This window comes from Flavobacterium sp. 1 (assembly GCF_002797935.1).
Lineage (GTDB): Bacteria > Bacteroidota > Bacteroidia > Flavobacteriales > Flavobacteriaceae > Flavobacterium.
In genome coordinates, this window is the sequence record NZ_PGER01000001.1 from 3,897,331 (window position 1) to 3,907,926 (window position 10,596).

Consider the following 10,596-nt stretch of genomic DNA (forward strand, 5'->3'; position numbering starts at 1 on the left):
AAATTATCAGCTAATTGCAATACATTTTTAAATAACAAACTTCATATTCAGTAACCAAAAAATGATTAATACCTAATCTATACTGTCATAATAATAGCTATAACATAAATTGTTTATTTTCAAAGGTTTAAATATTTCACTTGATTATATAAATTTAATGAACGAAATCAAATAAATCGTATAAAAGCACTTTTTATCGATTAAATACATGTTTATGTGTTATTTTGCATATATTAACTTATAAAAATGTGTTTTTTAATAAAAATAAAATATCAACGAACTAATCCTACAATATGCGGGGTTACTTCTTCATCAGCATGAAGTTTGCGACTGTTAAACGTCATTGACGGCTAAACCGCACTCCATTAGGGTATATAGGTTCATTAAACCCAGAATCCGCATTAGAAATCTAATGCATCTGAAGTCTAATGCGGATTCTGGATTTAATATTATGCACCGTGTATATCCAATAACTATAAACAAAAAATCCCATTCTGAATAAACAGAATGGGATTCTAAAATTTTAAAATAATTATTGGTTAATCGTGAAAAATAATTTCTTCACTTATCCATTTGCCGTCTTCCAGCTGCACCATGACAATCATAAACTGATTACTGGCATTTAAAGTGTCAATAATAAATTCATTTTTGTCTACTTTGTTTTTTTCATACAGCAAGCTTCCTTTTAAATCATATACTTTTACAGAACTCATAGTCTGGTCAAAAGAATTGATCTTTATCTCACGATTTCTTACAGATACAAAAACTCCTTTTCCTTTGGTTTCAACATCACCTGTTCCCAATTTAGAAGTATTATTCATATAACGCAGTACAAAACGGTCATTAAATACCCCAATTTCGGTTGCAAAAGAATATGATCCAGCCTTTAAATCATGAATAGTATTAGTCTGTTTATCTTCCAGATAAATAGCCTGATTCACCATACTGCCATCAACATTATCAATACCAATCTGGAATGTTCCTGCTATTGTACTTTTATACCCCAATGGCACTTCATCGGCTTTATCAAAAGGCAAACCGCGGCCCTGGATAGTATAATTCTTGGAATTATTAACACTATAAAAATCTACATAAGCATTCCCATTGCGGGTTACGCCATCATATAATTTATCAAAATCATTGGTCGCTCCTGTAATGTAGCCCACCAATAATTGCTTGAAAGCACCTTCATCATTGTTCAAATTCAGCCAAATCCTATCTTTCTCAATCTTTGCCCTTTTCTTAGTGCTCGATGGCTTGAAAAATTGACTGTTATTGTTGACATCGCCATTTTCATAATCAAATCGCATCGAATTATTAAAGGTAAAGTCACCGTCATTATCATTAATTACAAAAAAGGATTGCCCAGCGGCTATTTTACCTGAAGGAATTATTGTAGCCGAAGGGGGTATTGTGCCATTATTAATAGCATTTTGGATGCTAGGTGCTGTGCCAATTGATCCTGTCAAACTAAATGCAGCGTAATCATCAGCATCATACTTATATGTAGTTCCATCTAATCTTCTAGCACTGAAGTGCGTCCAAAAATACAAGGCTCCAGTAATTATTGAATTAGCAGGATCAAGTATAAACGCTTCAGCATCTATGGCAGAAGGATATGGATTCCCAATTAAATTGCTTCTATTAGCCCCTTGTGCAGTTATTGTTCTAATTCCGTTATTTGGCACTCCATTAAACTCAACACTTTGTTTTGAAGGCACAGCTGTACGATAACGAATAATATATCCTCTGCCGATATCCATTGTAGTACCACTAGTTTGTGCTACCCAAGCCCCATTAGTATATCTGAAGTATCTGTCACTCGTGTACAAAGCACCCAGCGTTTGACCCGCAACCGGTGAACTCCAGTACTCATAATCTAAATCTTGCAATAAAGGAGTGCTGCGTTTGTAAGTGATTGATCCGATATTTACTGCATTATCATTAGTCTGTATCAAACTCGCATTGTTCTCGAATATCAAAGTTCCTCCTGTTTCCACAGTCAAACCTTCCACAATATTTAAAACTCCTCCTACATCAATTTTAACTGAGGCACCATTCTTTACAGTACAGGAACAAGCATCTATTGCGGCTGAAGTAACATAAGATCCAGCAGCAAATTCAACATTCTCATCTGATGTTGGAGCCACACTCGCAACAGAGTCTTTAAACCATCCCGACCCATTCCATGTCTTTGTAACAATATCAACATTAACTATAGCTGATGAAACAGAAGTTCCAAATGCATCGGTAACTGTAAAAGTATAATTACCGCCTGTCAAATTTGAGAGCGTGAATATATTTCCTGAACCAGAAATGGTACTGCCCACCCCGTCTTTTGTTACATTAAGAGTCCAGCTGCCAGCCGGCAGATTATTAAATGATATACTTCCTTTAGTATTACACTTAACTGGGATTACAAGATCGGGAGTTGGAGCCGGAGGCGCTATTGAAGTTAAAGTAACACCCAAAGAACTTGGACAAAACATATTATTAGCAGTAACAGTAACGTTACCGCTTTGGAATTCAGTACCTGTCGTAACTGTTATTTGATTAGTTCCACCACCAGCTGTAATACTCCAGCCTCCTGGAACAAACCAAGTATAGCTAGTAGCACCAGGTATAGCAACAATACTAAAAGTGGCCGAAGTCTTTTCAGAAAAAGTAGTAGTACCGCCAGATGCAATAGCGGTTCCGCCATTAAGCGAAATACCTCCTGAATCTGGCTTAACATTCAATATTACATCTATAGCAAAACTCTTAGGACAGCTCGGGGAAGCACTTGTAGTAGTTATTCCTGTTATCTGCAATGTTTTACCATTATCAGTACTTGATAAAATTCTTGTATCAAAAGTAGCTTCTCCAGCTACTTCGGTTAAACCTGTAATTGGAGTTTGTGCAACGCCGTTTATAGTGTAGTCAACTCTTGAAGTACTGCCTGATAATAAACCTGTCAGTTTTATTGTCGCTGGCGAATTATCACACGAAAAAATTATTTGGGATGCTGATGTTAATGTTGGAGCAGGGTTTATTAGAATTGCTCCCGAAACTGAACTTGTAACCAGCGGTGCACATGTTCCACTAACAACACAATAATAATAAGTTGTTCCAGCTGTTGTAGTAGGCGGTGTATAACTGGACAATGTTGCTGACCCAATAGATGTACCACCAGAATTACTTGCTGTTGCATTACTATACCACTGATAACCTAGACCAGCTCCTGTAGCCATTACCAACATGGCGGTGGCCGTTCCGTTTAAGCAAATTGTTTGTGCTGGTGTTACCTGACTGCTTATTGCAGGCAAGCCATTAATTAGAATTGCTCCAGAAACTGCACTTATCGCCGAAGAACCACACCCTCCAGTTACGACACAATAATAATATTTTGTACCAGCAGCAGTAGTTAGTGGCGTATAACTTGATGATGTTGCTCCACTTATAAGTGTTCCTCCAGAATTACTTGCCGTTGAATTACTATACCATTGATAAGTAAGACTAGCTCCTGTAGCCGTTACAGAAATAGCGCTCGCTGTTCCATTCAAACAAATTGTTTGTGTTGCTGTTGAAGGCTGTGCAGTTATTGATGTCGGTGTTGATGACGAATATATAGTAAGAGTAACTGGATATGTTGTTGAGCTTGAACACACAGGATAGTCTTTTATAACCGTTAGCACTCCATTATAAGTACCTGGAGCAATACCCCAAGCATATTGAATAGTTATTGTTCCTGAACCAGATGACACAGCAGAATAATTTATGTCCTGTACGCCAGCTGTGTTTGCGGCCGCATCAAAATCAATTTTAACTGCACTGGCATTTCCAGTGGTGGCTGTATAAGAAAGTGTACTATTACTTGCATTTTGACAAGCTGGTGAATTGGTACTTACTAATGAAATTGTCAATTCTGGATTAACAATTACAGAAGCTGTAGGATTTGAATAAACCACTGGACAAGCTCCGCTACCCATAACTACCTGATAAGTCCAAGTACCTGCCGCCGAAGGATTTTCAGAAAAAGATGTCAATCCGGCAGTACCTGGAATGGCACTATACGTACCATTATCTAACTTTTTTTCCCATCTTACTACAGTTCCTACACCACTAGTAGTCAAATTTGGTGTCGAAGAATTAAAACATATTGGACCACCGCCATAAACTCCATAATTTGTTGGAGTTGGATTTATTACAACATCTGTTGTTACTGTTGAAACAATACCGTCATTTCTTTTAATATCAACGCTGTACATGCCACCATGGTTGTAAACGTCTACATTATTAATAGTATAAGCAGCACTGCTGCTGAAAGCAGGATTATAGATTCCACTACCAGACCATTTATATGTATATGTGTAAGAACCAGATGTTGCAACTGGCGCGGTAGCAGTAAGTATTAGCTGGCTTCCAGTACATACGGGTGTATTAGAAGTAGCACTTCCTGTTCCACCTCTAGCATTAAATGTATTAAAATCAGAGAGAGCTCCTCCACCGGATCCATTACACGCAGAAATCTTATCTGTTCCTATAAAAAGAGCAGTATTGTTACTGCAAGAACCACTTTCAGACATTAATTTTCCAGATCCATTAACTACAAATGAAGTATTCGCCGGAAAAGTTATTGATTTATTACCAATAAATGACATAATACCATTTGAATTGATTATAACGCTTTTAGTGTTAACCGTAAAATCACCAGATACAATTAATTTTCCACTTGCCCCATTTCCAATTACCAAAGAGGTAAAACTATTACTTATGCTAGTGTTTAATGTGATGTTATATGTGTCACGAATTGTAACAGTTCCTGTTCCTGTATTCTGACCTGGGTAACTTGTTGCCACAACCCATCCAGTGCCGTTATAATATTCCCAACTCGAAAGAGTCGTCCAGTTTCCAGTTGCAATAGAACGATAATCTCCTGTAGTTTGTCCGAAAACTGTGTTTCCATATAAAAAGACAACAAAAAACAAAAAGACTGCTAAATTCTTAGATTTAGGTAAAATTATTTTCATATAATTTGAGGCTTTTGTGGTATTATTATTGTAAAAATAAGAAAAAACTCTCTTTTGTGTTAAATATAATTCTCTAGAACAAAACACGTATTTTTACGTGCCAAAAATAAACAATAAAAGTTATCTTTTACAAAAAATTATTCAATTTGACTGATTAACAGATAAGTAACGACAAAAACAGCAACTTTGTAAACCTATATGTACAAAAAAAAACAATTACAACATTAATACGCTATCCACTATAATCTTGAACTGTCTTTTTTCTCACTGTAAAACAAACGCTGTTTTTAACAGGATATTCACTTATAGATCTTTAAAGATATGCAATATTTTCAAAATAAAAAACAGCTTAAGCAGATTTTAATTCAATATAACAAATTGTAAGCAAAAACATACTAATACAAACGAGGTTCACGAACTCCCATGAAAATAAAAGTATAGTGAAGTAGTCGGGGATCAAAAAATAAACATTTTGCCATTCTGCCATTATTCAAAAAAAAACTATGGTTAACGGTTTCAACAGTTGGAAATAATAATAACCCGCTCGTATAATTCTGTTTAAATAAAAATGAACCACATACATAGATTTAAAAACAAATCATTAAGGAATGAATAGAAACAGCACTATTTTTCATATAGACTGGCTGCTTGAAAAGCAAACCATCTATCAAGCTCTTTTTAAACACTATAAATTCTATGTATGCGTTAAAAAATAATTGCGCCGAACGTGTGACTATTTTATAAAAGTTAGTAAGTATGACTTATTGAAAAATGGTATTCTCTCCCTCAAATACAACTATATTCAAACTCAGTGCATAAAAAAACCCATTCCGAACAAACAGAATGGGTTTTTATTAAAAGAAACAGTACTATTAGTTAATCATGAAAAATAATTTCTTCACTTATCCATTTGCCGTCTTCCAGCTGCACCATGACAATCATAAACTGATTACTGGCGTTTAAAGTATCAATAATGAATTCATTTTTGTCTACTTTGTTTTTTTCATACAACAAGCTTCCTTTTAGATCATATACTTTTACTGATGTCAAAGTCTGGTCAAAAGAATTGATCTTTATCTCACGATTTCTTACCGATACAAAAACTCCTTTTCCTTTGGCTTCAACATCACCTGTACCCAATTTGGAAGTATTAGCATATCGAAGCACAAAGCGATCATTGAATGTCCCGATTGCTGTTGTAAAGGAATACGATCCAGACTTTAAATCATAAATGCTGCCAGTCATTTTATCTTCCAAATAAATCGCCTGATTCACCATACCGCCATCAACATTATTAATGCCAATCTGGAATGTTCCTGCTATTGTCGTTTTATACCCCAATGGCACTTCATCAGTTTTATCAAAAGGTAATCCGCGTCCCTGAACAGTATAATTCTTCGAATTGTTAACACTGTAAAAATCAACAAAAGCATTTCCATTGCGGGTTACGCCATCATACAGCCTATCAAAATCATTAGTCGCTCCTGTAATATAGCCTACTAATAACTGCTTGAAAGCACCTCCATCATTGGTTAAATTCAGCCAAACCCTATCTTTCTCAATCTTTGCCGCTTTCTTAGTCCCCGATGGCTTGAAAAATTGACTGTTATTTATAATATTTCCATTACTATCCAATCGCAATGAATTATCAAATTTAAAATAATCATCCAGATCACTAACTACAAAAAAGGCTTGTCCTGCCGCTATTTCACCCGTAGGAACCACACCTGTACCATTGGTACTTGGAGCAGCGCCGGTTCCTCCTGTCAGATTAAACAAAGCATAATCATCTGCAGTATAAATATAGGCAGTCCCAGCAGTATTCAATTGTCTGGCAGTGTAGTGTGTCCAAAAATACAATGTCCCTCCAATTACCGCTTCATTATTCATTATAAATGCTTCTCCATCTATGGCAGAAGGATATGGATTCCCTATTAAATTGCTTTTATTAACCCCTTGAGATCTTATTGATTGGAGACCATTGTTGGGTACTCCTTTAAACTCAACACTTTGATAAAAAGGCGGACTGCTTGTACGGACACGAATAATATATCCCCGGGCCGCATCCATTATGACATTACCTCCCTGTGCTTCCCAATTCCCATTAGTATATCTGTAATATCTGTCACTAACCCACAAATCACTCAGCTTTTGAGATGCTACTGGTGAGCTCCAGTACTCATAATCAAAATCTTTTAATCCTGGGGTAGTGCGTTTGTAAGTGATTGTTCCTTGATTTACTGCATTATCATTTGTCTGTACCAAACTCGCATTGTTCTCGAATATCAATCCGCCCTGCACATTCAAACCGTTTGTAATGTTTAAAGCCAATCCGGAAGCTATCGTAACAGTCGCACCAGAATTAATTACACAGGAACAAGAATTTACTGTAACTGGCAGGTTATAATCGGCATTAAAAACAACAAAATCATTCAAAGACGGCGCACCAGCAGGTGACCAGGAGCCATTCCAAGTTTTTGTAGCCAATGGCTGTATTGTAGCAGATGCACTTGCCGAAACACATGCTGCACCTGTTTGAGACGTTACTGCATAATCTCCTGCAGCAAGCCCTGAAAAGCTTCCTATAGCATTTGTAACTGCCGCCACCACTGGATTAGTCCCTGTTAAAGTATATACAGTTCCTGGTGCTGGTGAACTAACTGCTATTTTTCCTGTAGGAACTGAACAAGTAGGTGCTGTTACTGAAACTCCAGGTGCTGCTGGCGGAGTATTACTTAATGCAACCCATATATAACTAGGACAAATCAAATTATTTGCTATTATCGAAACTGTTCCGCTTTGTGCATTACTGCCTGTTGTTATTGTCAAAGTAGTCGTTCCCAGCCCGCTTATGGGTGTCCAGCCTGATGGATATCCCCAAGTATAGCTTACAGCCCCAGCAACCGGCGCTATACTAAAAACGGCTGTTGTCGAAGGACAATAGACTGCGCTTCCATTTGAAGCATAAGCTGCACCATTCAAAGAAATATTTCCTAAATCAGTATTTACATTTAGCGTTACTGCATTTGAAGTCACCGATGGCGTACAGCTGCCACTTACCACACAGCGATACTGATAGGTATTCATAGCAGTAGTTGCTACTGTGATATTCATTGTAGCAGTTGTCACATTTGAATAGGGTGCGCTATTGGAAAGGTTATTAAAAATTGTCCCTCCATTGGTACTTAACTGCCATTGGTATGCTACTCCTGATCCAGAAGCGGCTACCGTAAATGAAGCGTTATCTGCAGCGCAAACAATACTGCTTGATGGCTGCCCAGTTATTGTTGGAACGGGGTTAACCGTTACAGTTGCCGTTCCTGTGATCGCAGTGCTGCAAGTCGGAGAGCCTTGATAAGCAACGCTAACCAAATTGTAAGCAAAAGTACCTGCCGCAGTTGTTGGTGCCGATACTGCCGCAGTTGTGCTTGCTCCCACATTAACAGTCGCACTAGCACCTCCATTAATATTGTATGTAATGGTGACTGCTGCTGTCTGTGGATTTGTAAAAGTAATATTAAGAGCAGTGCCTCCTTGACAAACACTGGCTGTTCCGCTGATACCTGCTGAAGGAATAGCATTAACCGTAATTGTAGCACTACCCGTCATGTCTGCTGCACTAGCTGTACATTTCGAATCACTTAATGCTGTTACGGTATATGTTTTAGTCGATGATGGCGTAACATTAAAAGTATATGGGCTTGAAGCTATACTACTTACTGAAACTGGAGTCGTTCCATCAGTATAAGTTAAACTCCATGGACCAGTGCCGGTCAAGTCAATTGATATGGTTTTAAATGTACCATTACATGTTGTTGCTGTTCCGCTGACAATAGAGGTTGGCTTTATATTAACCGTAATTGTTGCCGGAGCAGAATCCTCAGGACAGCCACCAGAATTTGCTAACACAATCGCTCTAAACTTAGTTGTCAAACTTAAATCAGTTATAGTTAAAGTTGTAGCTGTATTTGCAATCACGGTGCTTGTTATAAAATCATCTACTGAGCTTTCCCATCTTATTACACTAGCTTTCCCTGCTCCATTACCAATAGGCAGAGAAGTACCAGACAATGTTAATGTTGTATTATTTGTAAAAGAACAATAACTGGCGCTTCCTGCTACAGTTCCAGCTGTCACTGTGGTAGCAACAACTGTTACAGCAAGGCTTTTAGCCGCACTTGTTCCGCAGCCGTTACTAGCTGTAACGGTGATATTTCCATTGTTCCCAACTAATCCTGTTGTTACAAAAATTGATGTTGTGCCATTTCCAGAATTTATAGTCCAGCCTGATGGCACTGTCCAAGTATATGATGTAGCTCCAGACACAGCTGTGATTGTATATATTTGCCCTGAATTTGAAGGGCATTGCGGAGTGGTTCCCGTAATGCTGCCTGGAGTTGATGGAGCAACTGAAGTTATAGTCAACGTTCCATAATCCCCATTTTTAGTACATCCGCCAGAAGTAATTTTGGCTCTATATTTATTCCCGCTTAATCCAGTACCAGAAATTGTTACCGTAAGAGTATTTGTTGTAACTCCTGAATACGGAGCTGCATTTGTCAAATCAGTCCAGCCAGAACCCGCATTTACCTGCCATTGATATGTAGGTGAACTGCCACTAGTAACGACTGTAAAAGAAGCTGTAGGCGTACTTGTGCAAACGATAGCATTTAAAGTACCGCTAACTGTATAGGGGCATATTCCATATAAAACAGTGTTTACTAAATCAACTAAAACTTGAGTTTCAGGAGGAGTATTGACAGTTGTTCCCGGCGCCACATTATTATCTATGGAAACCGGTGTTATTGTTACTGTTGCATTAGGATTTACAGCATAAATTTGACCAGTGCCATTTCCTCCTGTCAGATCAAAATCACCTATAATATTACCACCCACCACTACATTTCCTTGTTTTTGTAATTCAGAAGTAGCGGGACTTAACAAATCGCCTACAATAATAACGGTGCTTTTCCAAAAATCGGTAGTGCCATTATTAATATAATTTCCATAAACAATTACTGTTGACAATCCGGAACCATTTGCTGTGCTAAAATTTCCTCCAGAATTTACCGTGAAGTTCCCTGAAGTCGTACTGCTTCCAACTGTAAACACAACGCCATCATTGGCCATTAAAGTTCCTGAAACACTTATACTTTTTGCGGCAGCATCTGCAGTAATTGTTACAGTGCCTCCTGATGCTATTACAACATCATCTGCTGCAGTTGGAACAATTCCTCCAACCCAAGAACTGCCTGAATTCCAATTCCCTCCAGTGCCAGTACTTGTTATAGTTGCTCCAAACGCTGTTATCTGCATAAATAAAGAAAACAAAAAAGCTGCTAAAATCTGAGATTTAGGTAGAATTATTTTCATGTGACTTGGTGATTTTGTGGTATTTTTTATTCTAAAAACGAGAAAAATAAAAAGACTCAAACCGCTTTTTATTTCTTAGAAACAACAATGTTCTGTTTTCATGTAAAATAGACGCACACAAACACAAAACACGTACTTTTGCCTATTAAAATTAAATATTAAAAGCTTACAAACCACCACAAAGCCAATATTATACTTGATTATCAGATAACTA

General features: G+C 37.4%; 2 protein-coding genes. Both read right to left on the minus strand.

Going from position 1 to position 10,596, the window contains the following annotated elements:
- Positions 1 to 539: 539 nt before the first annotated feature.
- A complete protein-coding gene (locus CLU83_RS15745) occupies positions 540 to 5,009 on the minus strand; it encodes a hypothetical protein (protein WP_100432483.1) in 4,470 nt (1,489 codons plus the stop codon).
- A gap of 876 nt (positions 5,010 to 5,885) precedes the next feature.
- Entirely contained in the window at positions 5,886 to 10,382 is a 4,497-nt protein-coding gene (locus CLU83_RS15750; RefSeq protein WP_100432484.1) for an immunoglobulin domain-containing protein, read from the minus strand.
- Positions 10,383 to 10,596: the final 214 nt, after the last annotated feature.

Bases quoted from the DNA above. Each gene is read 5' to 3' on its own strand.
- CLU83_RS15750 (WP_100432484.1), bottom strand. From the start codon at position 10,382: ATGAAAATAATTCTACCTAAATCTCAGATTTTAGCAGCTTTTTTGTTT.
- CLU83_RS15745 (WP_100432483.1), bottom strand. From the start codon at position 5,009: ATGAAAATAATTTTACCTAAATCTAAGAATTTAGCAGTCTTTTTGTTT.